The organism is Thermodesulfitimonas sp., assembly GCF_052743955.1.
In genome coordinates this window covers 9,970-35,562 of the sequence record NZ_JBRAIN010000003.1, presented here as the reverse complement: position 1 = coordinate 35,562, position 25,593 = coordinate 9,970, and the positions used below count along the sequence as shown (strand labels likewise).

Sequence of the window (25,593 nt, the reverse complement as noted above, 5' to 3'; positions counted from 1 at the left end):
AAAACGGCGTGGTCAACGTGAGTGCCACCCGAAATGGGACAAGGCCGAAAATTTCGCGCTCGATATCGGCGCCTTTTACCTCTACCACCCCGACAAAGAATGCCTTGCCCTCTACGCCTGTCACGGCTTCACCCCCGCGACGGCAAACGACTTTTACCGTCTCGGTGAAGGCCTTCCCGGCGCCTGCGCCCAGAGCGGTAAACCGCACCTTTTAACCCCGGTGCCTGCCGATACCAAATATCTCGTCAACAGCTTCCCCGGCAAACTCATCCCCCTCTGGATCCTCCACCTACCTGTGGCTTCCGGGGAAAAACTCATCGGGGTCTTCGGCTTTGCAGGTCTTTTGCCGCTCCAGCAAGAAAAAATCGCGACCCTCGAGCACCTGGTCACCTTCTTCGGGATCGCCTTCGAAAACGCCTTTCACTACATTCAGATGCGGGAGCTATCCGAGCGGCTTGAAACCCTGAACGAAGAGCTTACCGCCCAGAACGAAGAACTTAACGCCCAGGCTGAAGAACTCCAGGCCCAAGCCGAAGAGCTCCAGTCGCTCACGCAGGAACTCGCCGCCCAAAGCGTAGAACTCGAGCAGAAGAACCTCGCGCTGGAGCAGGCTACAAAGGCCAAGTCGGAGTTCCTCGCCAAGATGTCCCACGAACTCCGTACCCCGCTCAACGCCATCATCGGCTTCACGGAACTCCTGCTCACTCACCGGCGCTGCCGGCAGCCTCAACGCCCGCCAGCAGGAGTATTTGACCGACGTCCACCAAAGCAGTCACCACCTCCTTGCCCTAATTAACGACATCCTCGACCCCGCGAAAATTGAATCCGGTAAGATCGAACTCCAGATCGAAGAAGTTGACATTTATTCGCCCCTCCAGAACACCCTCCACCTTTTGACCCCGGAAGCCACCAAGAAGGAACTCACCATCGAAAACCGCGTTCCTCTCGGGGAATTCCTGGTTATGGCGGACGCCTACCGCCTTCAACAGGTTTTCAACAACCTTCTCGCCAACGCGGTAAAATTTACCCCTACCGGCGGCAGGATTTACGTCGCCGCCTCCCGAAAAGAAAATATGGTAGCGGTAACCGTGGCCGATACGGGCATCGGCATCAAAGCGGAAGATATTCCCAAGATCTTTGAAGAATTCAAGCAGGTCGACAGCTCTATCGGCCGTCATTACGGAGGTACGGGTCTGGGCCTCGCAATCGCCAAGAAAATCGTGGAAATGCACGGGGGCACCATCGGGGTGGAAAGCACGCCCGGCAAAGGTTCGGCGTTTACTTTTACGCTGCCGTGTAGTGGCGCAAGTAGAGTGAACTAATGGAGGGGGTTCGCGGTTGAAGACGGTTCTGATTATTGAAGATAACCCGACCAACGCCAAGCTCGTCCGCGACATCCTGCAGCTCCACGGTTACAACACCCTCGAAGCAACCACCGCCCAGCGCGGCACCACCCTGGCCAAAGAAAAAAGGCCCGACCTCATCGTGATGGATATCGGGCTCCCAGGGATGAGTGGCCTTACCGCCACCCGCCTGCTCAAAAACGACCCGGTAACTGCACCCATCCCTATCCTCGCCCTCACCGCGTACGCGATGAAGGGGGATGCGGAAAAGTGCTTCGCCGCCGGCTGCAGCGCTTATCTCCCGAAACCGATTAGCATCACCGGCCTTTTAACCCAGGTTAAACTTCTTTCGGGTGACTGACCGCACTTTTAAGCGCCGCCGGCGTCCCCTCTTCTTCGGCCGGCGGCAGCACCAGACAAAAGCTCGTCACCTCACCCAACGTACCCTCCACCCAGAAGGCACCGCCACACGCTTTACAGAGTTCGCGCGCCAGGGCAAAAACACGCTCCCCGGCTACCGTTTCGTCTCCCGCCGGGCTACTGTATTCCGCCATCTGCCAACCCGGTGTAAAACGCCGCCAGACAGTGAAAAGCACCTTATCCTCCAGACGCGTGCACCGCAGGCCTACCTTGCCCCCTTCGGGGTCTTACTAACCGTAAGCAAAAGCAGGCCCGTAAGCACTTCCGGAAGCAGCAGGCTGCCCATGGGAACGGACGCCACTTCCGGGGCGACCTCGGTTTCCAACGTAACGCCCGTCGCAGTCGCCTTCGCCGCTACCGCTTCACCGCACCTGGCCGCCATTTCGGCTACCAGAATAACCGCACCGCACGGCGCAAATTTATCCCCGCGCGCACATACAACTTCCTCTATAAGCTGTTCCAGCCGCAGGCCCGCGTCCCGGATACGCTCCAGGTAGTCAAGCAGTTCCCTGTTGCCGCTCGCGTAAAATTTCAGGAGTAATAACTCCGAAAAACCAATAACGTTCATCAACAGGGTCCGGGCCTGGAAGCTCAGTGGGTTCCGTCCCGATTCGCCATTCACGCCGGCGTCTTTTATTCTGCACTTGCACCTGGGCTCGCACATACGCAACAATCCCAACCATTTTTCTTGATACTAATTCTCAGGGGTAGTTTCTGTTTCTCGGCAGCAAGTAAATTCATCGGTACTCCCCTTTGTTTCTCCCGTCGAAATACATCCTAAAGACTACCAGACGACCGGTAATTTGTCAATATCTCCAGCAGAACCATTTTTTGGCCTTTATTGTAGAAATCTGTCAGATCCCCCTCCCGATCTTAGAGGAACATTTCTCCTTAGTCGCCATATATTGGAATATAGAGCCGCGTAATTAGTACCTCAGTTACCGAAGAGGAAGGATGAGGAGGGATTTCGGTGCACAGAAACAATCGCCCCAATCGCGGTGAAGTAGCGCCCCCGCAGCTTTCGACCAAGGCTGACCTGCCGACCCGCCAGTATCCTCACCCGGAGCTCAAACTCGCCACCGCCTATGTGCCGCCGCAACCTTACGGCAAGCAGTTTAAACCCGACGAGGCGTTAAGGAAAAGGCACCCTCTGGCCCGATCTTTACTCGCCCTACCCACCGCCAAACCCGCGCTGAATAATAACAGAAGGAGGAGCGGTTATGCCCCACGAGCAGGCTGAGTTGCTCAAAAAATCCAGGCCAAATCCAGGCCGTCGAATTTTGCGCTACCGAACTCACCCTCTACCTCGACACCCATCCGGATGATGCCACCGCCCTAACGGACTACAACTGTTTTGCCGGTGAGCTGGCGGCGCTGAAAAAGGAGTACACCGAAAAATACGGGCCGCTCTGCGTCTTCGGCCACGAAGGGGTCGCGGTGTCCTGGAAGTGGGTCAAGCAGCCGTGGCCCTGGGAGATCGAATATTAGGGGGGACTGACCCAATGTGGCTTTACGAAAGAAAACTCCAGTACCCGGTGCGCGTCTACTCCCGCGACCTGCGCATGGCGAAGTACCTATCAACCCAGTACGGCGGGCCCGACGGCGAGCTTTCCGCCGCCGTCCGTTACCTGAACCAGCGCTACACCATGCCCTGCCCCCGCGCGAAAGGGTTGCTCACCGACATCGGCACCGAGGAACTCGCCCACGTCGAAATCATCTGCACGATGATCTATAAGCTGGTTAAAGGAGCTTCGCCCGAGGAACTCGGGCGGGCGGGCCTCGGCAGCCACTACGCCCAGCACGACGGCGCCCTCTTCCCCGCCGACGCTAACGGTTTCCCCTGGACCGCCGCCTATATCCAAGCCCACGCCGACCCCGTAGCCGACCTGGTCGAGGAGATGGCCGCCGAGCAGAAGGCCCGCGCCACCTACGAAGACCTGATCCGCCTTACCGACGACCCGGGGATCAAGGAGACGCTCAAATTCCTGCGCGAGCGCGAAGTCGTCCACTTCCAGCGCTTTGGCGAAGCCCTCGACCACGTTCAGGGTTATATGAACAGCCGGAAGGTCTTTTAGCGCCCCCAAAACAACCGGCGCGAGAGAGGCGGGGCAACGCCTCCCTCCGCCCTTTTCTTCAGACAAATTAGACGCGGGGCTTCCCAAAGTCACCTTCATTATGGTAATATTAACCTAAATAACCTGCCGGCAGGAGGCTCGCCCGCGTGGAAAAGATTCTCCAACAGATTCTTACCGAGTTAAAGGAGCTACACCAAGGCCAGGAGGAACTGCGCCAGGGCCAGCAGGAACTCCGCGCGGACGTAGCCGCTCTTCAAAAAGGCCAGGAGGAACTACGCGCCGACGTGGTGGCTCTCCAAAAAGGCCAGGAGGAACTACGCGCCGCGGTAGCCAGTCTCCAGGAGGCCCAAATCCGTCTGGAAAAGGGGCAAAAACGCCTGGAGAAGGGGCAGAAGGAGATCCGCAAGCAGCTTGCTGCCGTGTGGACCGACATCAAAAAACTCGACGACCGTCTCACGGCGCAAGAAAAGCTAAATTTGCACCGGTAAACACACCTGAAAAAGCTCCTGCTCCCTTACCCCACCCACGCAGCCGGCCTCTATTAGTTCCGTGCTCTCGCCAACCAACAAACCTTTAACCTTACCCCTCACTTTGAACTTCGAACTTCGAACGGACCCCAAAGCCCCATCCCCTTAAGCCTTAACTGCGAACGATCACCGGCGTCCCGACGGCCACCCGGTCGTAAAAGTCCTCCACGTCGGCGTTGGTGAGGCCGATGCACCCCCACGTCCAGCAGTCGCCCCACTCCGGCCTGCTGCCGCCGTGAATACCGACACCGCCCCCGAGCGCCGTCTCCTGCGGCGACACCTGCCCGGCGCTACAGGCCGCCACAATCGCCTCGTAAGTATTCTGGTCGATTAAATCCTGCTGCAACCCCCGCGCCGCGTCCTCAACGCCCGGGTAGCTGAGCCGTAACCACCGCGATCCCAAGTACTCGTCCGGCGGGTCGATCACTATCTTCTCGCAGATGTAGAAGGTCCCCTCGGGCGTCCGGTGGTTGCCGGCCACCTCTTTATCCTCCGGGCCGCCGTCACCGGTGGCCACGTGGTAAGTCTTCACCGGCACCCCGTTTTCGAAAAGCGTCAGCGTGTGCGCCGACTTGTCCACCACCAGCAAAAGACCCGCCGCCCCGGCAGCTCCCGTTCCCGGCGGGGTAACCGTACCGGCCCCTTCGGGCCGCGACTGCTGCGGTAAAGCGCCGCTCGCAGCAACACCGGCGCCCCGCACCGCGCCGGCCGCGCTCCCGCCAGCCCCGCGCGCCTCCCGGAGGGTCCCCTGGTGCTTCTCACTGGGCCCGCCGGCGGCGGTTTGAACAGCCGACTTCCCCGCGCGGTTACCGTCACCGGCAACCTCTTCCTTCCCGCAAGAAAACCCGGCGCAGCACACCGCCACCAAAAGGCTTAATGACAAGAACCGTAGGCCTATATTTCGCCGCTCCATCGGTCCTGACCCCTCTTCCTCCCCAACAAAGCTAACGCCGTAAAAATTAGAGGCCGCGCAACATCCCGGCCTTCGCCCATTGTAGCACACCGCCCCGCCGGTAGTGCCACGTAAATACTGGCAGCCTTGCCATACCTGGCAACCCCTTGAAACCAATAAAAACGGGGCAGGTTCGGGCCTGCCCCGCAGTATTCGGAAACGAAATCGGAAACGTTCACTTTACTGGCTCGCGTCCTGGTTGAGGGTGAAGGTCACCGTGGTGAGCAGCCGGTCTCCCTGCAGATCGTTTCCCGCTTCGGGCCGGAAGGCGAGATTTATATGGAAGCTTTTTACGTTGCCCCCGTTAGGCAGCGGCGTCGGCAGGTTGTCGAGAGCAGCTGCGTTCGCCGGTAGGGTAACATCCTCTAAGTCGAGCCAGCCATTGCCGTTAGCGTCAACGATGGCGTGGCCGGGGGTGGCGCTCGCACCACCAGTGAAGGTGACGCCGTCGTAGTCCATATACCTAATCTCAACGTAACGAGCGAAATCTGCCGCCGTCGAGTTCAGTAGCAGTCCCGCTAGGACCAAGTGTGCCCAAAGGCGAGGGGAGACGCGCTAGCTAAACCATTGAGCGTGCCGCTGGAGATCTCAGTATTGTCGAGGTAAACGTCCACGAGAACACTTGCCCCAAGTTCGCCGTTATCAGGCGTGAGTTCAGATTCCGGTGTGTCCCCAGGATCGTTCACCACGGTTGCGGATGCTTCCAAGTAACCAGGCAGGGAACCAGTATTGTAGAGGTTAAAGACCTGGGTCCCAGAGTCGCCCGGTTTAAGGTCGCTGAGAGTGAAGTACGCGTTGCCGCCGTCAACCCAATTTGCTCTATCCAGGCTGTAACGCAGGTTCAACGTCCCCGCGGTAAAGCTGTTCCCCCGTGCTGGTCTCGGTGTCGCTGAAGTGGGCGAAGGTGCCGGCGCCGGCGAGGGTCGCAACTAACAGCACGCCCAAGAGCGCGATCAGGATTTTACGCATAGTGATTGGCCTCCTTTAGAGTTTTTTGATTTTCGGAACTTAGCCCAACCAGATACAACGAAACGAAAACGCAACCACACCTTCGGCTCACAACCCCGTGCGTCTGGTTTTGAAAACCACCACCTCCCTCTTTATACCCGTGATTTCCAGTTGACGGGTTCCCGGCGCGTTTTGCGCGCCTCCCGCCAGATGTCTCTTGCGTACAGGGCGGTGAGCAGAGCTGCCAGAGAGCCGATCAGTAGTAAAAAGTGGGTCTTATCCTTCATAAAACCGGCCAAGAAACCGAAGTACGGGACGCAAGCAACCACTTTAGGCACCTTTTCCGTTTTCAGGATCACCGTGTAGGGGTCGGGCTCCTCGTTGGCGTCGCCTTTCGTGCGAAACTGCACCTTCCCGCCGGCCTTGTTTACCGCGACGACCCGGTGGGTAATCCGCTGCGCGTCGATCTTGTAGGAGATGATGTCGCCCTTCTTTACCTGGTCGAGCGTGATCTGCTTCGTGATCACCACGCCGCCAACTTTACGCGCCGGCTCCATGCTCCCGGAGAGAACCGGGTGGATGTTGATGCCGAGCCGCGGTGCGAAGAAGGCGAAGGCCACCAACAGCACCGCTGCCACGGCGAAGATGTTAATCAACCAGTCTAGGAGCCGTCGGGCCGCGCCTTTACCGGTTTTCGCCGGGGGCGTTGCCGCCGGCACTTTCCCCTGCCGGGCGTTTTTCTCTCTCAAGTTTGCCGCCTCCCTGAATTAAGCCTGTCCCGCACTTAATTGCCCGCTGCGAGCGCCGCGTTCGCCGTCGCCCTGTCGCAAACGCTGCCGGGTGCGGCGTTCTGCGGCGCCGGGCCGCTATCCGGAGCACCCGGATTCGCCACCGTGCCGCCGTTCGCGCTATCTAACGGGGCGCCACTGCCGTCCGCCGCCGGACCGCTACCTTGAGCGGCCGAAGCCGCCTGTCCGCCGCAGTTGTTTTCTTCCTGGGTGCCACACCCGCCGCCGTTACCGTCGTTACTGCCGTTATGGTTGCCGGCGCAGTTCCCGTGCCCGCCGCAGCCGCGCTCCGGGCAGGCCACGGTGAAGGTCAGCGTCACCGTTTCCGTGTCGCTGAAGCCGCCGCTAGCAGGCAGCGGGTTCCCGAACACCCGGGCCGAGCTGAAGCCCACGGCTACCGCTATGGCCACCGCGACCGGTAGTACCTTGGCCCACCACGGAAGCGCCCGGACGGTCTGGATTACGCGCGCCCCCGCCTTGAAGCGGCGCGCCTCGTAGCCAGGCACCGCCCGCCAGTCCACCGCCGGCCGCGCTCCTTTTACCCGCCGGAACCAGTAGCCAGGTTCCCGCCGGACACTATCGCGGCGACCGGCAGAAGCGTCAGCCGCCATCGTTTTTACCTTCTTCCGCCCGCGCAGTCACAAAAAATGGGACCGCCGGAGTCGCTGGCGTTTGTCACCAGCGTACCACGGCGGGTCCCTAAACTTCTATCGACCGCAGGGCTGAAAATTGGCTGGCGGCACAGGCGGGGAACTACTCCTATGCTCAGACGGGAGCCGCACGGAAGGCCAGCTGGTGGAGCGAGGGGAGTATAGCGGTTTAATCCTATTGCGCCTGGTCAGACCGCGCTAACTCCACTTTTAGGCCCAAAGGGAACTAACTCGCCGGCAGCGTCGTCCGCTAGCAGCAACAGCAAGACAAAGGAAGAAGAGTGGCAGGGAAAAAAGAAACGGCTGCTTCCCAGATAAGCCTAACGGCCTGCCTTATCTCTACGGGGGCAAGCCCGGCGGGCAGGTAAGCAGCGGCGCCGGCCTTCAAGGCGCGCGTGACGCAAGCAGCGCCCTGCGGGCCCAGGACGATCAAAAGCAGGTAGGTGTTCAAGAGGAGCCTTATCCGCCGCATAAACCTCACCTTAATTAAGGCTACATAAGCCGCTTCTGTTTTAGGGGAGTATCAGCCGCTTCTGATTTACGGAGTATCCTGAAAAGTTTTCCGGGGGCACCCGGCTCCAATCTATCACACCGGGCACCCGGCCGGCAATCGGCCAAGGGGGAAATTCGTCTTAGGACGCGGCGCTTCCGGCTTAAACCAGCCCCTTTTTACCGCTGCTACCGGTGGGCCTGGTCGTTTAAAGCCGCTTCTTTGAGTAGTCCGAGGCGCAGCGCGGCAACCAGCGCTTCGGTGCGGTTACGGACGCCGAGCTTGCGGAAAATGCTCCTGAGGTGCGTCTTGGCGGTCGATTCGGAGAGGAAGAGGCTGCGGCCGATTTCCTGGTTCGAAAGGTTCTGGCCCAAGAGCAAAAGCACCTCGCGCTCCCGGGCCGTGAGAAGAGCAGCGCCACCCGGTTCCCTCTCTTTTGCGGCAAGCTCAAAAAACTCTGGCCCCAGCCGGGGCAGGCAGAGCATCCCGGCCTTGACGATAAGCTCCACCGCCTGGACGATCTGCCGCGGCAAAAGCCACAGCGGCAGGCACCCCCGAACGCCAGCCTGGAGTAAAGATAGGAGGTCCAGCCGCTCGGCGTTGTTCACCAGCACAACCGGAAGGGTGAAGGGACACCGGCGTTTGAGTTCGGTAACCGTAGCTGCCACATCGTCGCCCTCAGCGTGCCAGAGGACGATATCCGGATGAAGCCGTCCCGCCGCCGGGAGTAGTTCGGCGCAAGCCACGTGGCCAACCACATCAAAGGCCCTATTCTCAGCAAAGGCTGCCGCTAGGCTTTCGCGCCACTCGGGCGCCCGCCGAGCAAAATGTGGAATTCACTCATCTGCGCTCTCCTCCCCTGTTATCGCCCCCTACACTCACACGGGGGCAAAACCGCGACAAACACCGCCCGTTATCACCAGTAAAGTCATCCAGCCGTACCCCTGCTCGGGCACCGGTAATTCCTGCCCCGCACTCCCACTGCTGAAGTTGTTACTAAGTTATAGTGGCTACTACCGGGCGAGGAATCATCCCTCGGGGTGATATTCGGAGTCTAATACTGGAGCCATGTTTGCGGGGAAATAAGGCTGGGTTCGTTGTCGAGGTTTTTGGTTCGATTTACTTTTAAGGTGTAATTCGGCTTAAACCTGAGAAAATCCTGCCAAAAAGCACTAAACAAAATGTTGTATATTTCGACATTTCGCCCTACAACTTTACAGGCTCTACCGCTTAAACCAAAAAGCTGCGCCATAGAAGTTGTTTAGCTTAAGGAAGGTAGCCAGGAATGAAGGAACTGGCCTGCCGCCGGCGAAAAGACTAAAGATGGCGCAATATTCCCGGAAAGGTTAAGGTGGCGTGAGTTCCGGCAGAGTAATCGTCCGCGCAACATTCCTCATTCTTGCTCTTTCCCTCCTCTCCCGCTTCCTGGGGCTTGGCAGGGAGATGGCGATCGCCTACGCCTTCGGCGCGAAAGCGAAGGCGGACGCCTTTTTCGTCGCCTCCATCATCCCCTACACCTTCTCCGGGGTCGTCGGCACGGCGCTCGCCACGGTTATTGTGCCGGTCTTTGCCGGCTACGCAGCGCAGGGACGCCAACGCGAGGTCTGGCAGCTGTTAAGCCGGCTCCTTAACGCCGCTCTGGTACTGATGCTGGTACTATCTCTCCTCGGTGTGGCCGCCGCCCCTTTGCTTACCCGGGCGCTCGGGGGCGGCTTTCCCCCGGCGACGCTTACGCTCGCCACGAAGCTTACCGTCGCGATGATGCCGGCGATCATTTTTTTGACGGTAGCGGGAATTTTCGGCGGCATCCTTAACGCCAACAATATCTTCGGGCCACCAGCCCTGGGGCCGGCGATCATGAACGTTATGGTGATCACCGGCGTGCTGGCGGGAGCGCGGTTCCTTGACGTTTACGGGGTGGCCCTCGGCGTGGTGGCGGGAAGTCTCGCCTACGCGGCGGTGCAGCTCCCGGCTCTCCGCCACGTAGGCTTTGCCTACACGCCGGCCTGCGATCTTTGGCACCGCGAGGTGCGCCGCGTCGGGGCGCTACTGCTGCCGGTGATGCTGGCTTCCGGCATCGGCCAGGTTTACACCTTCATCGATTGGCGCCTCGCATCAGGCCTCGCCGAAGGAAGCATCGCAGCGCTCAACTACGCGAACAAACTGATGAACCTGCCGCAAGGGCTCCTGGTCACAGCCGTGACCACCGCCATCTTCCCGACACTAAGCCGCCTGGCGGCGGAGCAGCCGGAAGCGATGGCGGCAACGCTCAGGCGCGCACTGAAGTGGATCCTGCTGTTGGGCGTTCCAGGTGCGGTCGGCCTCATCACCTTACGCGCCCCGGTGGTGATGCTGCTCTTCGAACGCGGCGCTTTTGACGCCCGGGCCACCGGCATGACGGCGCAGGCGTTACTCTGCTACGCGGTGGGCTTGGCGGCTTTTTGCCTCAACCTCCCGCTTACCCGTGGCTTTTTCGCCTTCCAGGATACCTGGACGCCGCTTTTAATCTCGGCGGCCACCGTCCCCATAAAGCTTCTGCTAAGCCTCGCTCTGGTGCGCGTTTTGCACCACGCCGGGCTCGCTCTCGCCACCTCCGTAACGATAACGCTCAATATGTGCCTCCTCTCCTACCTCCTCTACCGCCGCCTCCCAGCGCTCTTCGACGCCTCCTTCTGCCACTTTGCCGGCCGGCTGCTCCTTGCCGCCGCCCTCATGGGTGTAGGGGTATACGTGGCCGACGGCTACCTGGCCGCCCACCTGAAAACCGCGGGTTTGGGGCTGCTCTGCCGGGTAGCGGCGGATATCGCGGCGGGCGCCCTCCTCTTTTTCGCCGCCGCCCTTCTTTTGCGCCTCGACGAGCTCCTCTATCTTTGCAACCTGCTCCGGGAAAAGGGGGCGGGGCTCCTCCGCGGCAAGGTGCCCATTCCCCGCTACCGCAACAACCGGTAGGGGATCTACCGTGCCGGTGCCGGGGCACGGGTGACCGGTTAAAAAAGGGCGCTGCGGCCCGTTTAGCCAGCCGCTTAAGGGGTATTAAAAGCCCGCTGGAGGTAAACCCTAAGCACGGTGAGGCTTGATGAAGGAGACAAACCCCTACGCGCGCCTCGACCGTTTCATCCGGGCTTACGCGGCAAAGCCCGGGGGGCTGGTGCGGGTACTCCAAAAGGCGCAGGAGATCTTCGGCTACCTTTCCCCCGAGGTGCAAATCAATCTATGTAGTAGCGCGTCAGATGGAACTCCCGGTTAGCACGGTGGCGGGCGTGGCCACTTTTTACTCCCAGTTCGTCGCCGTACCCCAGGGGAAAAACGTCATCAACGTCTGCCTGGGCACCGCCTGCTACGTTAAGGGGGGCGCGGAAATCTTCGCTACGTTTAAAAAGCTGCTGGGCGTAGATGCTGACGAAACTACGCCCGACGGCCTTTTCACCCTGCGCGCGACCCGTTGTCTCGGCGCCTGCAGCATCGCGCCGGTGGTGACAGTAAACGAAGCGGTTTTCGCCCACGCCACGCCGGAAACGGCTACGGAGATCGTGGCCCACTACGGTAAAGGAGAGGAGGAAAAGAAGGATGCTGCAGAGTACGCAGGACCTGGCAGAGCTGCGGCAACGCCTCCTCCCCCGGCTTAGCTTCCGGACACCGGCAGCCGCGGGCCCGCCGGCGGTGGTGCTGGTTTGCACCAGCATGGGCTGCCTCGCCGCACAGAGCGAGGCGGTGATCGCGGCGCTCAAAGAGGAGGTGGCGGCGCTCGGCCTCGACGTGACCGTGCACGAAACGGGCTGTATCGGCCTCTGCAAGTTTGGGCCGGTAGCGCTCGTTTACCCAGGGCAGGTGCTTTACCTGCGGCTCGACCCGGACGCAGTCCGCAAAATCGCCCGGGAGCACCTGCGCGACGGGCATCTGGTGGCGGAACACCTTTTTCGCGCCCCCGAAACGGGGGTCGCAATCGCCCAGTTCCCCAACATCCCCTTCTTCCGGCGGCAGCACCGCGCCGTGCTAGCGCAAGTGGGCGTGATCGACCCGGAAAGTCTCGAGGACTATATCGCCGCCGGCGGCTACGCGGCTTTCGCCACGGTCCTAGGCTGGCAGCCAGAAGCGGTCGTGACGGTAATAAGCCAGGCGGGTCTGCGGGGCCGGGGCGGGGCCGGCTTCCCTACCGGACGGAAATGGGCCGCAGCCGCCGCCCGACCGGCTAAACGCAAATACGTTATTTGCAACGCCGACGAGGGTGACCCCGGAGCCTTCATGGACCGCAGCATCATCGAAGGCACGCCCCACGCTGTGCTGGCGGGGATGCTTATCGCCGGCTACGCCATCGGGGCACAGGAGGGGATCGTTTATGTCCGGGCGGAGTATCCCCTCGCGGTTAAACGCTTGGAGACGGCGATCCGCCAGGCACGGCGCGCCGGCCTTCTTGGCAAAAATCTCCTCGGGAGCGATTTTTCCTTCGACATCGAAATCTGCCCCGGCGCCGGCGCCTTCGTCTGCGGTGAGGAAACCGCGCTCCTCGCGTCAGTGATGGGGCGCCGGGGTGAACCCCGCCCGCGGCCGCCTTACCCGGTCGAGGAGGGCCTCTGGGGCGAGCCAACGGTGCTGAATAACGTGGAGACACTGGCCAACGTGCCGCTCATCATTCGCAAGGGACCCGAATGGTTCGCCGGCATCGGCACGGAGAAGAGTAAAGGGACGAAGATTTTCTCCTTGGCAGGGAGCATCAACATTACGGGGCTGGTCGAGGTGCCAATGGGGTAAGCTTGCGAGAAATCGTCTTCGGCCTGGGCTACGGGCCGCCGGCGGGGCGGGAACTCAAAGCGGTGCAGACGGGTGGGCCTTCAGGCGGCTTCCTCCCCGCGCCATCTCGATACACCGGTAGACTACGACTCGCTCAAAGAGCTCGGCACGATTATGGGCTCCGGTGGCATGATCGTGCTCGACGAAACGAGCTGCATGGTGGATGTAGCCCGCTTTTATACCGCCTTCGGGCAAGACGAGTCTTGCGGCCGCTGCACCCCCTGCCGCGTGGGCACAAAGCGGCTGGTCGAGCTTCTTGACTGGATCACGGGCGGCACGGCGACTATCGAAGATCTGGAACTGCTCGAAAAGCTGGCGGAGGACGTGAAGGATGCTTCTCTTTGCGGCCTCGGCCAGACGGTGCCGAACCCGGTACTCTCTTCGCTACGCTTTTTCCGGGACAAATACCTCGCCCACGTGAAAGAACGCCGCTACCCCGCCGGCCGCTGCCGGAAACTTCTGCACTAAAGGTACTTCCAGGTGCAGAGGTGCCGCTCAAGCCACTCAAGGATTACGTAGATGAGGAAGCCGAGGAGCCCCATAGCGATGATGCCGGCGTAAAGCTCCGGATAAGCGTAGCGCGTCCAGGCGTCGAGGAGGTAGTACCCCAGACCTTCCTGGCTCGCAATCGTCTCCGCAAAAAAGAGTACGGCGATCGCGGTTCCCGAAGCGATCCGGAGGGCGGTCAGGACCTCCGGGAGCACCGCCGGCCAGATCACGTGACGCAAAAGGGCGCCCGGCCCCGCGCCGAGGGAGGTCACCGAGGCGATGAGCGCCTGGGGAATGTGCCGGGCCCCGTCGCGCACGGGAAGGAGGATCTGGAAAAAAAGGACTAAGGTGATGAGCAGGATCTTCGCCCCGTCGCCTAAGCCCAAGAGCACCATCACTACGGGGAGAAAGACGATCTTGGGCACTGGGTAAATGAGGTAGATGAGGGGTGATAAAACGCGGTCGACCGCAGGATTGCGGCAAGAGAGGCCGACGGGAACGGCGGTAGCCACGGCAAGACAAATGCCCGCCGCCACGCGGTAGCTGCTGACAAGCAGGTGACGCCCGAGCTCACCCGGCAGCTCCCGGAAGAAAACCGCAAAGGCCGCAAGCGGCGTAGGGAGCGCAGGAAGACGGAGTGCCGCCGCGGCCAACGCCCACAAAGCGAGCAGCACCAAAAGCGCGCCGAGAGTGGTGCCTACGCGCCGGAATAGTCTCTGCACCGGCGCCTTACCTCCCACCCGCCGCTGCGGTACCCGGCGCCGCGGCGCCAGCCGCTAATTTTTCCCGTAGGAAGGAGCAAAGCCGCAGGAACTCCGGGTCACGGCGCCAATCCTGGCGCCCCGCGCCAGGATTGGGCAGCGCGGCCACCACCCGCCCCGGCCGCGGCGAGAGAACGATGATCTGCCGGCCCAAGAAGACCGCCTCTTCGATGCTGTGGGTCACCAGGACGATCGTACACCGCGTGCGGGTCCAGATTTCGATGAGGCTCTCCTGCAGCGCCTCCCGCGTGAGAGCGTCGAGGGAAGAAAAAGGCTCGTCCATGAGGAGGAGGTCGGGTTCAAGAGCAAGCGCCCGCGCGATCGCCACCCGCTGCCGCTGACCGCCGGAAAGCTGCACCGGGTAGAGGCGGCGGTACTCGTACAGGCCGAGTTCCCGCAGGAGGCGGTTCACCCGCGCCTCCCGCTCCGGCCGCGGCACCTTGCGGATCTCCAGCCCGAGGGCCACGTTGGCGAAGACACTTTTCCAGGGCAGGAGACCGTAGTCCTGGAGAATCAGCGCCGTTTGGCGCCGCCCCGGGGCAACTGGGGCCCCGGCAACCAGCACCTTTCCCGCAAAATCAGGGATGAGCCCCGCCAGAACCGATAGAAGCGTGCTCTTGCCGCAGCCGGAAGGCCCGATAACGCAGCAGGTTTCCCCCGCCGCCACCCGGAAAGAAACGCCGCCGAGGGCCGCCACGGGGCCCCCGGCCGTCTGGTACGTCACCCGCAATCCTTCAACCAGGATCAACCGCCGAGCACTCGCTTTTCCACCAGGTCGTCGTAGCGCACTGGCGCCTTCAGAATCCCCTTTGCGGTGAGCCAGTCAACTACCGCCTGCACATCCGCGGGCACCGGAAGCTGTGCCGGTGAGAAGATGAGCTTCATGCCGTGGCGCCCCCCGGGCAGCGCCCCTTCGGGAACCCGCGCCTTCTCCTTCAGCAGCGGTACCTGAGCGCCGGGCTCCCGCTGGATGTCGCGCACCGCCCGGTTGTAGGCCGCCAGCAGCCGCTTGAGCCCCGTGAGGTTGCGGTTAACCGTCTCCTCGCGCGCGATGATTACCGTCTGCGAGATGTTGCTTTTCGTATCGTCAATGATGAGGCGCGCACCTTTAGCCTCCGCCAGCGCCGCGAAGGGATCGGGCAGGATCGCCGCCTTGACGGTGCCGTTGAGCAGCGCCTCGAGGCGCACTGGGATCTTCGGGATCGCTACTTTTTTGATCTCTTCCCGTTTAAACCCTCCCGCCGTGAGGAGGCGGTCAAGGACGTACTCGTTAATCGTGTTCAAGGAGCAAGCGATGGGCACATTTTTGAGGTCGGCTACTGCCTTTATCCCTGAGCCGGGCGCCGCCAGGATGGCGAAACGCCCCTCCTCCGGCCGCACGCCTTGGCAGAGAGCGATCGCCTTCACCTTAGTCCCGCCCTGCCGCATCTGGGCCACCGCTAAAAGGTCGCCAACCGCCACGTCGATCTGCCCGGCGCTGAAGGCGCTGTCCCGTTCCATCGCGCTCGGGAAGGAAACGAACTTCACCTCCACTCCCGCGTCGCGGAAATACCCTTTCTGCTCTGCGACCCAGAAGGGGAGGTTGTCGGTGATGGGCAGGAGCCCCACCGTGAGTGCCGCCGGCCTGGCCCCGCAACCTGCGCCAAGGAGCAACAGCAGAAGAAGGAGACCAGCCAGAAGCGCCGCACCGGCAGCCGTCTTTTGCCCGGCAGGAGCGCCACCGGCCCTCCCCGGTTCCAGAGAACAGACGCGCCGCAAACTGTGCCTTCCCGTCTTCGCCAACGCGTAAAGCCTCCTTGCTCTTTAAAGTCAAATCTTCGTTTATTTTCGCGCCCCGCCGCCAATCTCCTGCCGCCGGCGCGAAACCGGCCCGCAATATTCGCCCCGGCAAAGCGCCCTACCCGCGCTTCCGAAGAATAAAAAGCCGCGGGCGGTAGAAGATTAGAACCGGTGATGTTGCCGTGACCGATGAGAAGCGCCGCATTGCCCACATCGGCCCCGCGGGCCCGCCACCCGCTCGACCCCAAAGGACCGTCCGGCTGACCATCGACGGTCGGGAGGTGGAGGCGCCGGAAGGAACCAATATCTTGAAGCCGCACGGGCACACGGTATCGCGATCCCCAGCCTCTGCTACCTGCGGGGGATCAACAAAATCGGCGCCTGCCGGGTCTGCCTCGTGGAAATCGAAGGCCTTCCGGCCTTGCAGGCGGCCTGCGTTTACAAGGTGGCCGAAGGGCTAAAGGCGCATACCAACACCGCGCGGGTCCGCCGGGTGCGGCAAACTGTAGTGGAACTCCTCCTCTCCGAGCACCACCGGGAGTGCACCACCTGCATCCGCAACGGCAACTGCGAGCTGCAGAATCTGGCGGCAACCTTGGGCATCCGCAACATCCGCTTCACCGGCGAGACGCCAAACTACCCGCTGTACGACCGGAACCCCTTTATCGTCCGGGACTATAACAAGTGCGTCCGCTGCCGCCGCTGCGAGGCCATCTGTGCGAATGCGCAGCAGGTTCACGTCTACGCGGCGCAGCACCGGGGCTTCGAGACGATGATTGCGCCCCCTTTTATGCTCGACCTGGCCGACGTCGCCTGCACCACCTGCGGCCAGTGCGTCCTCGCCTGTCCCACAGCCTCCCTTTACGAGCGGGAGTACATCGCGGATGTCTGGCGGGCGCTTAACGACCCGGACAAGATCGTACTGGCCCAGACGGCGCCCTCGATTCAGGCGACTCTCGGGGAACTTTTCGGGATGAAGCCGGGAACCGTGGTTACCGGGAAGTTGGTGGCGGCGCTGCGGCGCCTCGGTTTCGATAAGGTCTTCGCCACCGATTTCAGCGCCGACCTCACCATCATCGAAGAGGCGCACGAATTCCTCGAGCGGCTTGAAGCCGGTGGCCCCTTCCCCATGCTCACCTCCTGCTGCTCCGGGTGGATCAAGTTCTGCGAGCATTTTTACCCCGAATTCCTTGGTCACCTCTCCACTTGCAAGTCGCCGCACCAGATGTTCGGCGCCCTCGCCAAAACCTACTTCGCCGCGAAACACGGCCACGACCCGCGTAAGGTAGTGGTGGTGGCGATTATGCCCTGCGTGGCTAAAAAGTACGAGGCCAGCCGTCCGGAAATGGGAACCGACCAGTTTCGGGACGTCGATTACGTCCTCACAACCCGCGAACTCGGGCGGATGATCCGGCAGGCAGGGATCGACTTCGCCAGCCTCCCGGACGAGGATTACGACCAGCCGCTCGGCACCGCGAGCGGCGCAGGGACGATCTTTGGCGCCACCGGCGGGGTGATGGAGGCGGTGGTGCGGACCGCCTACGCGGTAACGCACCCGGACGAAATGGGGCTCATCGATATGGCGGAGTTGCGCAGCCAGAGCAGGATCAAGGAAGCATGGGTGAACCTCGGCCGGTGGCGGGTGCGGGTGGGTGTTGCTCACGGGTTAGGGAACGCGCGGCGGCTGTTAGAGCTGGTGAAGGCCGGTGAGGTGTTCCACTACCTCGAGATCATGGCTTGTCCCGGCAGCTGTGTCGGCGGAAGCGGCCAGCCAATCCTTGCCGACCACGATCACGCCGCGCTTTCGCTCGACTACCGGCATAACCGCGCCGACGCACTCTACCGGATCGACTTTTCCCGGGCCATCCGGCGCTCCCACGAGAACCCCCACGCCCAAAAGATTTACGAAGAGTTCCTCGGGCAGCCGCTTAGCCCCACCGCCATGAAACTGCTACATACCACTTACTCACCACGCAGTCTGGTGCCAGCCCGCTATGGCTCCCAGTTTTTTTCAAGTATTTTCGCCGCAAGCCCGGTGCAAGATAATCATCGAGTATTAAATCCATAACCAGTTTAAGGAGGGTCATTATGTTCATTGCTAAAGGGAAACATATCCTCGATAACCGCGTCGACGTTACTCCTTCGCCAGCCGTGCGGGGCCGGGACGTTCTGATCCGTTACAACGGCCTGCTTGCCAAGAGCGGCGCCGACCGCGTCTACGTCCACTACGGGTTCGACGGGTGGAAAAATATGAACACGGCGGAGATGCGGCGGGAACCGGACGGGAGCTTCGCGATTTCTCTTCCCGTCCAGGGAACGAGCGAGCTCAATTTTTGCTTCCAGGATAGCGCCAACAACTGGGATAACAATAACGGCTGGAACTGGACCAGCGATATCATTTACTAAAAGGATCCAGCAACCGCAAAAAATAAAGAGGGCTGCCCTGCAATTTCGTGGCAGCCCTCTTTTTTGCCCGTGGGGGAACAAAAATTTTGTTTTTCCCGAAGGTTTTGCGCCGGGCGCCTCAGCAGGAAGAGGCGCCGGGCCGCGAGATGGTGAAACCACCACCAAACCAGGTGTTGGCGTAGTCAAGAACGGTGCCGTCCAGATACAGCGCCGTTGCCTTATCCACAACAAACTTGATTTCACCGGCCGTAAAAACGGTATCATCCGCTTTCACTGACTCCTCCAGAGCCAGACCGAAGTTCGGCCCCCCTCACCCGATCCCCCTGAGATAGACCCTGATATAGGCGTCGAGCGTCTTCCGCGCTTCGAGAAACTCCTTCAGCTTCTCTTGGGCTAGTGGCGTTACCTCAAGCATCATTTCCTCTCCCTTCTCGGACTTAGCACTATTTTCTTCAGTGACCTTAAACCCGTTCCCCCTGTTTTAAATAATAATTCGTAGCATCCTGGCCCCTCTTTAATATATCCCTAGGGGTATATTAACACAATCTCCGGCAGCTCGTCAACAGCTTACCCATAAAAATAATACCCGGACCAAAGAACAAAACGGGGCGCTACCGTTTATCTCCCTACCGGCTTATACCAAAACCTTTTCCGGCCCTGGGCCCGGGTGGTTATTAGCACCTGCCGGGTAAACGCGGCTCTCCCCGTTGCGCAGCTCCACCCGGTAGGCGAGCGTGCCCGTCTCGGCAAGCTCGCTATTGTGGGTAACGATGATCACCTGCCGTCCGGCATCCTCGCTCATCAGGCGGATAAAGTCGCCGAGCGCCCGGGAATACTCCTCGCTCACGTGCTTCCCCGGCTCGTCTAACACCAGCGGCCCGCCCATCCGGCTCTGCTCGAGGAGCACGTAGCGTAGCGCCAGGGAGATGATATCCACGACCCCGCCGCCCCGGGCCTCGGTCGGTTCGGTCCGCACGGGCGTGGTTCCGCCGTAGGTGCTTACCACAAAAAAGTCCGCCTCCGGCTGGTCGCGCCGTTCGGACAGCGTGACCTCGAAGGATATCTCCTGGCCGAAGACGGACTGCAGCGCCCACGTAACTGCCCGCTCCACGCCCTGCTTCGCCTGCTCCCGGGCGGCCTCGGCGGCAAGCTGAAAAACCTCCCGGGCCTGCGTCAGCACCGCTTCGCGCGCCGCAACCGCTGCCAGTTCCTTTTCCACGGCCGCCAGCTCGGATAGCAGTCGCTCGTACTCCCAACGGCGCCGGCGCAGGTACTCCCCAAAGCTCACAAGCGCCGCACCGATCGTTTCCCTATCCGTCATTACTTGCGCCCCGCATTCCGGTTTTCCTCGACCCGCCGGAGCAAGTCCCAGGGGATCAGCCGGTCAACCTCGGCCAGCGCCTGGCGCGCTTCCGCCTCCAACCGCGCAATCTCCTCCTCCAACCGCTCTGGCTCCACGCCCTCGGCGCGGATTTCCGCCTCGATCTCCCGGAGCCGCTGCTCCAGGACCTCCTTCTGGCCGGCCGCCTTCTCCCGCAGCCGCCGCGCCTTCTCGATACCTTCTTTCAGCCGCCCGAGTTCTTTTTCGAGTTCATCCATCAGCAGCATCCTCCCCCAATTCCCGGCGCAGGATCTCCGCTACGCGCGCGGCAGAAAGAGGGGCGAGGCAAAGCGGGCACCGCTGCGCCTTCGCAAGCAACGCGCGCAATTCCCGGGCCCGCTCGGCAACCTCCTTCCGGGCCGCCGCCAGGCTCCCGGTAGCGGCTGCGAGCTGCCGCTGCGTCGCCGCGTAATCCCTTCCGAGCCGCCGCAACTTCTCCGCCAGGCGGGCGTGTGCCGCCACCTGCTCCCAGAGCCGCCCCGCGACCGGGACCCCGTCGAGAGCGGCAAGCGCCTGCGTAACCTGCGCCAGGTGCCGGCAAGTTTCCCGCCGCTGCTCACTCAAGACCCTGAGCCTGGCGAGCCGCGCGAGCCGTTCCTCTAACTGCAGGAGCCACCCTTCAGCCCGCGGGACCGCCGTTAACGTCGCCAAGGTCGTGCGGACCTCCTCCCGCTCTGACTTAAGCGCCGCCCACTGCCCGCCTTTGCGCCGCAGGGTCGCTAGCCGCTCGACCAGGGCAGCGGCGCTCAGCGCCGCCGCTTCCGCCTCCCGCACCGTCGCGGTCGCGGCCAGTGTCTCCCGCACCGCGCGAAGAAGCACAAGGGCTCTCCCCCGCGCCTCCCGTAGCCCCCGTACCCGGAGACAGCGGGAAACCTTTTGCGCCGCAGTTTCGCCCTCACGGCGCAACTCTTCCGGCTCCGGCACCTGCCGCAGGAGTTCCGTTGCCTCACGCACCCCCCGGCACAGGCTGCCGTACTCCTCCCGCAGCGCCACGAGCCGGCTCACCTTCGCCGCCGCCGCTTCGCTCCGGCGGTAAAGGCCGGCACAGCCTTCGAAACGTGCCTCTAGTTCGGGCAGGTCGGCAAACCCCGCGATCTGCGCCCGCAGCGCCCCCGCTTTTTCCTCCAGATCCCCCCGCAGGCGCGCCAGTTCCGCCACCAGCCGGGCGGCCTTGCGGTCGGCCGCGTCGAAGAGGTGCGTTCCGGAGAGGTGCCCTACCGCCCGCGCCCGCACCGCCGGGCTCTCCTTCAGGAGAAACGGCGGGTCGAGCTGGTGGGCCACGTGAAGCTCGAAACTCGCCCCTTCGAGTTTAAGGGGCCGCACCCCCGTAAGCTCCTCAACCTCCTTAGGTACCTCCCGGCCGAAGCCCTCCAGCACCAACGGCTCCTGCCCGGGACGGCGGATCTCGTAGCGGTTGGTCTTCCCCCGGCGCTCCCGCACAATCACGAGGCCCCCCGTGAACTCCGCGGTCACCCGGCAGTAATCCGCGCCAACCCGGATAAAATTTGCCCCGTGGGGCCTATTGTAAAAAAGCCAGCGCAGCGCCCGGACAACAGCCGATTTCCCCTGGTCTGACTCCCCGAGCAGTACTGTCACCGCCGGGGCCAGGTCGATCGCCGTGTAGCGGTGCGACTGGAAATTTTCAAGGATTAACCGCTTAAGCCGCAACCCTTACTCACCTCCTCGCGGACCTCGGCCCAGAGCTTCATAACCTTCGCCTGCAGCGCCGCAAACTCCGGTCTTTCCTTCATCCCCGCCAACACCCGGGAGAGGATCGCTTCCGGATCGCTCCGGGTAAAGGCGCCTGGCTCAGCGATCTGCCGGACCATCTGGAGAAACTCCTGGCGCTTCCGCGCCCGAAAGGCCGCGTCCTCAATGGCGCCACGGTCGAGCACCTCCTCACCGGGACGGGCGCTTTTAAGCCTTATCGTTTCGTGCCGCGCCCCGGCTCCCTCCAACCGGATGAGGACCACGGCAGGCCAGCGGCTCAGCTCCCCGGGACTTGCGGAAAGCCGGACGAGCGCACCGGGATTAAGGAACCACCGGCCATCCCGGCAAACGTCTTGGTAGCCCAAGTGGTAATGCCCGCAAAGGGTGTAGTCGGCTTGGGTCCGCACCGCGATATCGTCGATCAGGGTGTACTTCACCATCGGTCCGAAGCTCCGGTCGAGCAGGGCGCCGTGACAGACGTGGACCGCCACGTCGCAATTTTCTTTTTTAACGATATAGTCGTCGCCGCCGTCGTCGATGGCAAAGTGGTAAGGGGCACCGGTTAGCTGAACCCGAACGTTACCGTCATCAAGGTATACCGGGCGCTTATCGAGTAACCGGACCACCCCCCAGCGCCCTAAAAAACCGAGCAGCGTCCGCATCAGCGTCTCGGGGTTCTGCCCGTGGAGGTCGTGGTTGCCCGGAACGATGAAAAGCGGCGCTTCGATTTGCCGCAAGATACTCGCGAACTCCCCGGCCACGCCCAAGCCGGGAACGGGCACGTCGAAGAGGTCGCCGCCGTGAAGCACCGCGAAAACGCGGTGCTCGGCCGCGAGTGCCGCCACCTCGCTTAGCTTCGCCTTGAGCGTGGCTACAAAGTCATCTGTCCGGTTGCGGGGCGCTACCCCGCGCAGGTGCGTATCGGTAACAAAAAGGAGCCGCATCAAAACCCCGCCATTTTTATCGGTCGGCTGGCGCCCGTTACCTGAACTAGCGTCGCCCCCTAACTCCCAACGTCGAGCGTAGAACGTAGCACGTACCGCATCCCGCCGAACGCCCGGTTGGGCCGCGCCTCCAACCGCCCCTCCGCCGCCCAGCGTTTGAGCGCCCCCCGCAGCTCCGCCTCCGTCACCCGCCGGTCGAGGCTCTGCTGGCAGTGGTTGAGGCAGGCCGCGAAATCCACCTCGGTGAGATAACCCCGGTTGGCGTCCAAAAACGCCCGCACCGCCGGCCAGAGGTCCTCGCCACAAGCCGCCAGGTGGCGCCGCCACTCCACAAAGGGGTCCTCCGCATGGGGGCTGCGCGTCCAGGAAGCCCGCACCGCCACCGGCACCGTCCGCCCCAAAATGGCCGAAGAAACGAAAGCGTTCCCGGACGATAGGTAGGGCAAGCGCGCCACCTCGTGCGGTCCCAGGTCCGTCTCCCGGCTGATCGTGTCGAGATCCTGCGCCCGCACCGTCCGCAGGATGATCTTGGTGTTGAGCTGCGCGTTCACCGTATCGTCGAGGAGCGCGGGCCGCTGGGTGGCCAGAATCAGAAAAACGCCGTACTTGCGCCCTTCCTGCGCGATTTCCCGGATGACCGCGCGCGCCGGTGCAAAATCCTTCTCGCCTTTCGGTTTCGGCGCTAAGACGTGCGCCTCGTCGGTCACGAGGAAAAAAGGCGGGAAGTAGGGCACGCTCCGCCCGCCCCCGTACTGCAGGTTGTCCCGGTAGCGGCGGCGCAGCCCGAAGAGTTTACGGATGGCGTAGGTCGCGAAAATGCCTAAATTCCGGGCATCACCGCGCACAATACAGGTTTGGCCCTGTTTTAACGCCTCTTCTAATACTTCTGTCCCCTGCGAACCGACCAGGTTGCCCTGCAGGAGGTAATTGAGGCGCCGCAGCACCGCGTGCGCCGTCGCTTCGGCGATGCCGCTATCCCGGTAGTCTCGGTAAACGCCCAGCTTCTCCCGGAACTCTTCCTGGCGGGCCGGGTCCTCGGGGAAGAACCGCGCCGCCGGGTCCTCCCCCCGCTCGAGGACCTCTACCGCGCGCTCGTAGCGGTTCCGCTGGGCGAGCGTGTCCGCTAACAGCCACAACCGCCGCCGGTAAGTTTCCGCGCTGTCTCCCTGACGCCACAGGAGCCGCGCGCAATGCTCCATCTGCTCCGTCCAGCCGTCCATCACCGCCCGGAAGAGGGTCACGAGGTCCCCCACCGTAAGCTCCTCGAAACGCACGCTCACGTTGCGCCCCAGGGTAAAAACCCGCCACCGGCCGGTCAAGGCCGCCGTCCTTTCCATAAAAACGGGATCGAGCGCCAGGGCCTGCTCGAAGCTAAGCTCAAAGTGCGGGTCGAAGACCACCGCCGGCAGCCCCTGCGCGATCAACTCCTCTACCAGCACCCGCAGGGCGAAAGACTTCCCGGAACCGGAACCTCCAAAGATGCCGATGTGGGGGTAGCGGCTAAGTTCCGACCACGCGAGGAAAAAAGGCACTCCTTCCGCCGCCCGGACGCGATCCTCCTCCGGAAAGTAGCGAAAAACGCGGTTCTGTAACTCTGGCGGCAGCACGTAGCCTTCCGTCCCCCGCACCACTCCTAAAAGCGCCGCATTTGCCGTCTCCCGCGGCAGCAGCAGTTCCCGGACATCGGCGAAAGAAGCGGGTCGCACCCGCGCCCCCACCGATAGCGGGCAGGAGAGCTCCGCCGTAGCCCGCACCTCGGCGATATAGAAGGTTTCGCCCTGGGGGTTGTAGCCGAGCGCCTGCAGCGTGCCCAAGGTAGCCTCGTCGATAAGCCCCGGTCCCCGCCCCGTATCGGGCAGCAGGGGGTTCACCGCCTGCGTGGCCACCACCTCAACTAGAACGGGCGCCGTCTCCTCCTCAACTACTAAAAACTCGCTCAGCCGGAAGGGCCGCTCCCGCGTTGCCACCTTGGCCCGGTGCTGGTCGGTGATCCCGATTAACCGCAACCGCGTTCCTCCTTTGGCGTTCGACGTTCCGCGCTTTACGTTCTACGTTTCATTCCCGGTAGCGGGATTTTACCGTCGCGAATGACTCCTTTAAAGCGCGCGCCGCGCCCGGTGCGCCGTCAGCAACAATTCCCGCAGCGCCGCCGGAACGGCTGCCGCCACCAGTTGCTCCACCTCCGCCGCCGTCAGCCGCACGTAACGGTCGGCGAGGTCCACTGGCGCCGGAACGCCCCGCCCGTCGGCGGGCGTCAGCGCCCGCAACATCCCTAAAGCCGCCAGGACCGCCTCCTCCTGCGCCCGTAAGAAATCAAAAGCTACCGGCTGCGGGTGCGCCCCGAAGCGGGCGAAAACGGTCCCCGTCCCCTCCCCCTTGCTTAACCCTGGCCCGACAACGAAGGCCTCCCCGACCTCCAGGCAGCCGTAGAGGATCTCCCGGTCGTAGGGGCGGTGCTCGGCAGGCCAGAGGTCGCCCACCGCCTCACCCAAGAGCCGGCCCGAAACCTCCTCGATCACGCCGATGAGCACCCCACCGCCGGCCGCCACCGCCTCTGCCAGCCGCGCAAAAGGCGCCGCCGCCCGCGCCCGGAAATGAACAAAACCGCCGTCCAGGAGCGTAAGCGCCCCCCGCACGCGGCCGGCGACCTCAAGCGCCACTGTGAGCTCTAACTCGGCCATAAGCGCCTTGACCCGCACTTCGGCCGCCGTCTCGACCGGTTGCGCCTCACCCGCCGCTTCGAGAACCGCTCGTTCTTCGGGGAGCAGCGGCGAAAAAAGCCGGTGGCCTACCGCCGGCCCCCCCACAGGGGGCAGGGGCAGCGCCACCGCTTGAATCAACGCCAGGAAGCAGGGGTAGGTTGTCCCTATGGTCTGGCAGGAGCCGTCCACCGCCACCACCGCCCGCTCCGGTTCCCGCGGCGCCACCGGGATAAAACGCCCGACCTTGCGCAGCGCCTCCCGGACCGCCCCTGCCGCCGGCCGCGGAAAGGCGGCAAGCGCCGCGCCAAAACGTTTGAGCTCCGCCAGCGCCCCTTCATTCGCAATCAGCAAGCAACTTACCCTCCACGCAGCCTCTTAAGGGCATCCTATCATACGCCGCGAGCCGGAGCAAGCCTCGTTTTAAACGCCGGCCGCCGGAG

Annotated in this window: 34 protein-coding genes; 14 read left to right on the top strand and 20 right to left on the bottom strand. The window is 62.6% G+C overall.

Features of this window, described 5'->3' with window-relative positions; all coding sequences use genetic code 11:
* The 3 genes from ACUVTA_RS00760 to ACUVTA_RS00750 form a co-directional block, all read left to right on the top strand.
* Positions 1 to 796 (top strand): histidine kinase dimerization/phospho-acceptor domain-containing protein (locus tag ACUVTA_RS00760; RefSeq protein ID WP_445951069.1); only part of this gene is annotated, 796 nt, incomplete at its 5' end.
* A complete protein-coding gene (locus ACUVTA_RS00755) occupies positions 750 to 1,322 on the top strand; it encodes a sensor histidine kinase (RefSeq protein ID WP_445951068.1) in 573 nt (190 codons plus the stop codon). The genes ACUVTA_RS00760 and ACUVTA_RS00755, both read left to right, overlap by 47 nt.
* 16 nt (positions 1,323 to 1,338) lie before the next feature.
* Positions 1,339 to 1,704, top strand: coding sequence for a response regulator (locus tag ACUVTA_RS00750; RefSeq protein WP_445951067.1), 366 nt, complete (start codon positions 1,339 to 1,341; stop codon positions 1,702 to 1,704).
* Here the strand turns inward: ACUVTA_RS00750 and ACUVTA_RS00745 are convergent.
* From ACUVTA_RS00745 to ACUVTA_RS00735, 3 genes are all read right to left on the bottom strand, one after another.
* Complete coding sequence (locus ACUVTA_RS00745; RefSeq protein WP_445951066.1) at positions 1,682 to 1,939, bottom strand: hypothetical protein; 258 nt, start codon at positions 1,937 to 1,939, stop codon at positions 1,682 to 1,684. The two genes, ACUVTA_RS00750 and ACUVTA_RS00745, sit on opposite strands and share 23 nt — an antisense overlap.
* Positions 1,940 to 1,968: 29 nt before the next feature.
* The gene (locus ACUVTA_RS00740) at positions 1,969 to 2,385 is read right to left on the bottom strand and encodes a hypothetical protein (protein WP_445951065.1); all 417 of its coding nucleotides are present in this window, start codon (positions 2,383 to 2,385) and stop codon (positions 1,969 to 1,971) included.
* Between the two features lie 312 nt (positions 2,386 to 2,697).
* Complete coding sequence (locus tag ACUVTA_RS00735; protein WP_445951074.1) at positions 2,698 to 2,862, bottom strand: hypothetical protein; 165 nt, start codon at positions 2,860 to 2,862, stop codon at positions 2,698 to 2,700.
* On the opposite strand from ACUVTA_RS00735, the gene ACUVTA_RS00730 reads away from it, so the two are divergent.
* The 4 genes from ACUVTA_RS00730 to ACUVTA_RS00715 all read left to right on the top strand — a co-directional run bounded on the left by ACUVTA_RS00730 (position 2,851) and on the right by ACUVTA_RS00715 (position 4,326).
* Positions 2,851 to 3,003: a hypothetical protein gene (locus ACUVTA_RS00730; RefSeq protein WP_445951073.1), complete on the top strand. Its 153-nt coding sequence runs from the start codon at positions 2,851 to 2,853 to the stop codon at positions 3,001 to 3,003. The two genes, ACUVTA_RS00735 and ACUVTA_RS00730, sit on opposite strands and share 12 nt — an antisense overlap.
* Positions 3,000 to 3,251, top strand: coding sequence for a spore coat protein CotJB (locus ACUVTA_RS00725; RefSeq protein WP_445951072.1), 252 nt, complete (start codon positions 3,000 to 3,002; stop codon positions 3,249 to 3,251). Before ACUVTA_RS00730 ends, ACUVTA_RS00725 begins: the two co-directional genes overlap by 4 nt.
* 14 nt (positions 3,252 to 3,265) lie before the next feature.
* Positions 3,266 to 3,838, top strand: a complete 573-nt coding sequence (locus ACUVTA_RS00720) for a manganese catalase family protein (RefSeq protein ID WP_445951064.1) — start codon at positions 3,266 to 3,268, stop codon at positions 3,836 to 3,838.
* Between the two features lie 146 nt (positions 3,839 to 3,984).
* The gene (locus ACUVTA_RS00715; RefSeq protein WP_445951063.1) at positions 3,985 to 4,326 is read left to right on the top strand and encodes a hypothetical protein; all 342 of its coding nucleotides are present in this window, start codon (positions 3,985 to 3,987) and stop codon (positions 4,324 to 4,326) included.
* 151 nt (positions 4,327 to 4,477) lie between these two features.
* Here the strand turns inward: ACUVTA_RS00715 and ACUVTA_RS00710 are convergent, their stop codons facing one another.
* From ACUVTA_RS00710 to ACUVTA_RS00680, 7 genes are all read right to left on the bottom strand, one after another.
* Positions 4,478 to 5,278 carry a L,D-transpeptidase family protein gene (locus tag ACUVTA_RS00710; protein WP_445951062.1) on the bottom strand — a complete coding sequence of 267 codons (801 nt, stop codon included), beginning with the start codon at positions 5,276 to 5,278 and terminating at the stop codon, positions 4,478 to 4,480.
* Positions 5,279 to 5,497: 219 nt separating this feature from the next.
* Positions 5,498 to 5,776 (bottom strand): hypothetical protein, encoded by a 279-nt coding sequence (locus ACUVTA_RS00705; RefSeq protein ID WP_445951061.1) that lies wholly within the window; start codon positions 5,774 to 5,776, stop codon positions 5,498 to 5,500.
* A 360-nt stretch (positions 5,777 to 6,136) separates the two neighbouring features.
* The gene (locus tag ACUVTA_RS00700; protein ID WP_445951060.1) at positions 6,137 to 6,286 is read right to left on the bottom strand and encodes a SipW-dependent-type signal peptide-containing protein; all 150 of its coding nucleotides are present in this window, start codon (positions 6,284 to 6,286) and stop codon (positions 6,137 to 6,139) included.
* A gap of 131 nt (positions 6,287 to 6,417) precedes the next feature.
* Positions 6,418 to 7,014 (bottom strand): signal peptidase I, encoded by a 597-nt coding sequence (locus ACUVTA_RS00695; protein WP_445951059.1) that lies wholly within the window; start codon positions 7,012 to 7,014, stop codon positions 6,418 to 6,420.
* A gap of 35 nt (positions 7,015 to 7,049) precedes the next feature.
* Positions 7,050 to 7,664, bottom strand: coding sequence for a hypothetical protein (locus ACUVTA_RS00690; protein WP_445951058.1), 615 nt, complete (start codon positions 7,662 to 7,664; stop codon positions 7,050 to 7,052).
* Between the two features lie 289 nt (positions 7,665 to 7,953).
* Entirely contained in the window at positions 7,954 to 8,175 is a 222-nt protein-coding gene (locus ACUVTA_RS00685) for a hypothetical protein (RefSeq protein WP_445951057.1), read from the bottom strand.
* A 206-nt stretch (positions 8,176 to 8,381) separates the two neighbouring features.
* Positions 8,382 to 8,951, bottom strand: a complete 570-nt coding sequence (locus tag ACUVTA_RS00680; protein ID WP_445951056.1) for a helix-turn-helix domain-containing protein — start codon at positions 8,949 to 8,951, stop codon at positions 8,382 to 8,384.
* 598 nt (positions 8,952 to 9,549) lie between these two features.
* Here ACUVTA_RS00680 and murJ point away from each other — a divergent pair.
* The 5 genes from murJ (at position 9,550) to ACUVTA_RS00655 (ending at position 13,449) form a co-directional block, all read left to right on the top strand.
* On the top strand, positions 9,550 to 11,142 hold the full coding sequence (gene murJ / locus ACUVTA_RS00675) for a murein biosynthesis integral membrane protein MurJ (protein ID WP_445951055.1): 1,593 nt from the start codon (positions 9,550 to 9,552) through the stop codon (positions 11,140 to 11,142).
* 127 nt (positions 11,143 to 11,269) lie between these two features.
* Complete coding sequence (locus ACUVTA_RS00670; RefSeq protein ID WP_445951054.1) at positions 11,270 to 11,440, top strand: hypothetical protein; 171 nt, start codon at positions 11,270 to 11,272, stop codon at positions 11,438 to 11,440.
* On the top strand, positions 11,424 to 11,819 hold the full coding sequence (locus tag ACUVTA_RS00665; RefSeq protein WP_445951053.1) for an NADH-quinone oxidoreductase subunit NuoE family protein: 396 nt from the start codon (positions 11,424 to 11,426) through the stop codon (positions 11,817 to 11,819). The genes ACUVTA_RS00670 and ACUVTA_RS00665 overlap by 17 nt, the downstream gene beginning before the upstream one ends.
* Entirely contained in the window at positions 11,761 to 12,942 is a 1,182-nt protein-coding gene (locus tag ACUVTA_RS00660) for an NAD(P)H-dependent oxidoreductase subunit E (RefSeq protein ID WP_445951052.1), read from the top strand. Before ACUVTA_RS00665 ends, ACUVTA_RS00660 begins: the two co-directional genes overlap by 59 nt.
* Positions 12,943 to 13,014: 72 nt before the next feature.
* Complete coding sequence (locus tag ACUVTA_RS00655; protein ID WP_445951051.1) at positions 13,015 to 13,449, top strand: NADH-ubiquinone oxidoreductase-F iron-sulfur binding region domain-containing protein; 435 nt, start codon at positions 13,015 to 13,017, stop codon at positions 13,447 to 13,449.
* Here the strand turns inward: ACUVTA_RS00655 and ACUVTA_RS00650 are convergent.
* Genes ACUVTA_RS00650 through ACUVTA_RS00640 form a run of 3 tightly spaced genes read right to left on the bottom strand, consistent with a single transcriptional unit; the run spans position 13,446 to position 16,013 of the window.
* Positions 13,446 to 14,192 (bottom strand): ABC transporter permease, encoded by a 747-nt coding sequence (locus tag ACUVTA_RS00650; RefSeq protein WP_445951050.1) that lies wholly within the window; start codon positions 14,190 to 14,192, stop codon positions 13,446 to 13,448. The two genes, ACUVTA_RS00655 and ACUVTA_RS00650, sit on opposite strands and share 4 nt — an antisense overlap.
* Positions 14,193 to 14,199: 7 nt before the next feature.
* Positions 14,200 to 14,979 (bottom strand): ABC transporter ATP-binding protein, encoded by a 780-nt coding sequence (locus ACUVTA_RS00645; protein WP_445951049.1) that lies wholly within the window; start codon positions 14,977 to 14,979, stop codon positions 14,200 to 14,202.
* Positions 14,976 to 16,013 carry an ABC transporter substrate-binding protein gene (locus ACUVTA_RS00640; protein WP_445951048.1) on the bottom strand — a complete coding sequence of 346 codons (1,038 nt, stop codon included), beginning with the start codon at positions 16,011 to 16,013 and terminating at the stop codon, positions 14,976 to 14,978. Before ACUVTA_RS00640 ends, ACUVTA_RS00645 begins: the two co-directional genes overlap by 4 nt.
* A 328-nt stretch (positions 16,014 to 16,341) precedes the next feature.
* Between ACUVTA_RS00640 and ACUVTA_RS00635 the strand changes: the two genes are divergently transcribed.
* Both ACUVTA_RS00635 and ACUVTA_RS00630 read left to right on the top strand, forming a co-directional pair.
* The gene (locus ACUVTA_RS00635) at positions 16,342 to 18,078 is read left to right on the top strand and encodes an NADH-dependent [FeFe] hydrogenase, group A6 (RefSeq protein ID WP_445951071.1); all 1,737 of its coding nucleotides are present in this window, start codon (positions 16,342 to 16,344) and stop codon (positions 18,076 to 18,078) included.
* A gap of 20 nt (positions 18,079 to 18,098) precedes the next feature.
* A complete protein-coding gene (locus ACUVTA_RS00630) occupies positions 18,099 to 18,416 on the top strand; it encodes a carbohydrate-binding protein (RefSeq protein WP_445951047.1) in 318 nt (105 codons plus the stop codon).
* A 118-nt stretch (positions 18,417 to 18,534) separates the two neighbouring features.
* Here the strand turns inward: ACUVTA_RS00630 and ACUVTA_RS00625 are convergent, their stop codons facing one another.
* The 7 genes from ACUVTA_RS00625 to ACUVTA_RS00595 all read right to left on the bottom strand — a co-directional run bounded on the left by ACUVTA_RS00625 (position 18,535) and on the right by ACUVTA_RS00595 (position 25,504).
* Positions 18,535 to 18,831, bottom strand: a complete 297-nt coding sequence (locus ACUVTA_RS00625) for a HesB/IscA family protein (RefSeq protein WP_445951070.1) — start codon at positions 18,829 to 18,831, stop codon at positions 18,535 to 18,537.
* A 219-nt stretch (positions 18,832 to 19,050) separates the two neighbouring features.
* Positions 19,051 to 19,737 (bottom strand): ATP-binding protein, encoded by a 687-nt coding sequence (locus ACUVTA_RS00620; RefSeq protein ID WP_445951046.1) that lies wholly within the window; start codon positions 19,735 to 19,737, stop codon positions 19,051 to 19,053.
* Positions 19,737 to 20,015, bottom strand: a complete 279-nt coding sequence (locus ACUVTA_RS00615; RefSeq protein WP_445951045.1) for a hypothetical protein — start codon at positions 20,013 to 20,015, stop codon at positions 19,737 to 19,739. The genes ACUVTA_RS00620 and ACUVTA_RS00615 overlap by 1 nt, the downstream gene beginning before the upstream one ends.
* Positions 20,008 to 21,465: an AAA family ATPase gene (locus tag ACUVTA_RS00610; protein ID WP_445951044.1), complete on the bottom strand. Its 1,458-nt coding sequence runs from the start codon at positions 21,463 to 21,465 to the stop codon at positions 20,008 to 20,010. The genes ACUVTA_RS00615 and ACUVTA_RS00610 overlap by 8 nt, the downstream gene beginning before the upstream one ends.
* Complete coding sequence (locus ACUVTA_RS00605; protein ID WP_445951043.1) at positions 21,447 to 22,451, bottom strand: metallophosphoesterase family protein; 1,005 nt, start codon at positions 22,449 to 22,451, stop codon at positions 21,447 to 21,449. Before ACUVTA_RS00605 ends, ACUVTA_RS00610 begins: the two co-directional genes overlap by 19 nt.
* Before the next feature lie 59 nt (positions 22,452 to 22,510).
* Entirely contained in the window at positions 22,511 to 24,457 is a 1,947-nt protein-coding gene (locus tag ACUVTA_RS00600; RefSeq protein ID WP_445951042.1) for an ATP-binding protein, read from the bottom strand.
* A 90-nt stretch (positions 24,458 to 24,547) separates the two neighbouring features.
* Positions 24,548 to 25,504, bottom strand: coding sequence for a DNA double-strand break repair nuclease NurA (locus ACUVTA_RS00595; RefSeq protein ID WP_445951041.1), 957 nt, complete (start codon positions 25,502 to 25,504; stop codon positions 24,548 to 24,550).
* Positions 25,505 to 25,593 lie beyond the last annotated feature (89 nt).